Genomic DNA, 784 nt, shown 5'->3' with positions numbered 1-784 from the left:
GGGGCGCGCGGCCACGACCTGCGCTTCGAGGTCACCGACACCGGCATCGGGATCAATTCGGCGCAGCAGGACCGGCTGTTCAAGCGCTTCAGCCAGGTCGACGGCTCGATCAGCCGGCGCTTCGGCGGCACCGGCCTCGGCTTGGTGATCTGCCGCCACCTGCTCTCGTTGATGGGCGGCGAGATCGGCGTGGACAGCCGCGAGGGCGTCGGCTCGACCTTCTGGTTCACCCTCACGCTGCCGCCGGGGGAACGGCCAACGATCGAACATCCTGTTGCAGCAGCGGATATCGAGATAGGTGGACGGCCCGTGCGGCTGCTCCTGGCAGAGGACGTGCCGCTCAACCAGGAGCTTGCCTGCGCGGTGCTGGAGGCGCAGGGCTACGTGGTCGACGTGGTCGAGGACGGCGCCGAGGCGATCGTCGCGGTCGAGGCGGCGCTGACGCAGGGGCGGGGCTACGACCTCGTCCTGATGGACGTGCAGATGCCGGTGATGGACGGCCTGACCGCGACCCGCCGCATCCGCGCCCTGCCGCCGCCGGCCTGCGAGATCCCGATCATCGCGATGACGGCCAACGTGCTGCCGAAGCAGATCAACGACCTGCGCGCGGCCGGCATGGACGACCATGTCGGCAAGCCGTTCCGGCGCGCCGACCTCTACGCCACCATCGCGCGCTGGACCGGGCCGCAGCGCGAGGCCCGCCCGGCCGCCCCGATCCCGGCGCCGGACGGCGCGAACGCGGTGCTCGACCCGGCGGTGTTCGACGCCCTCAAGGACGGCTTCG

The 784-nt window shown here is 71.6% G+C and carries 1 protein-coding gene; it reads left to right on the top strand.

Features of this window, described 5'->3' with window-relative positions; translation table 11 throughout:
* Positions 1 to 784: response regulator (locus MKK55_RS05915; protein ID WP_243933728.1), on the top strand; the 784-nt coding region annotated here is incomplete at both ends.

The organism is Methylobacterium sp. J-059 (assembly GCF_022829485.1).
Classification (GTDB): domain Bacteria; phylum Pseudomonadota; class Alphaproteobacteria; order Rhizobiales; family Beijerinckiaceae; genus Methylobacterium.
This window is presented reverse-complemented; position numbering and strand designations above follow the sequence as displayed.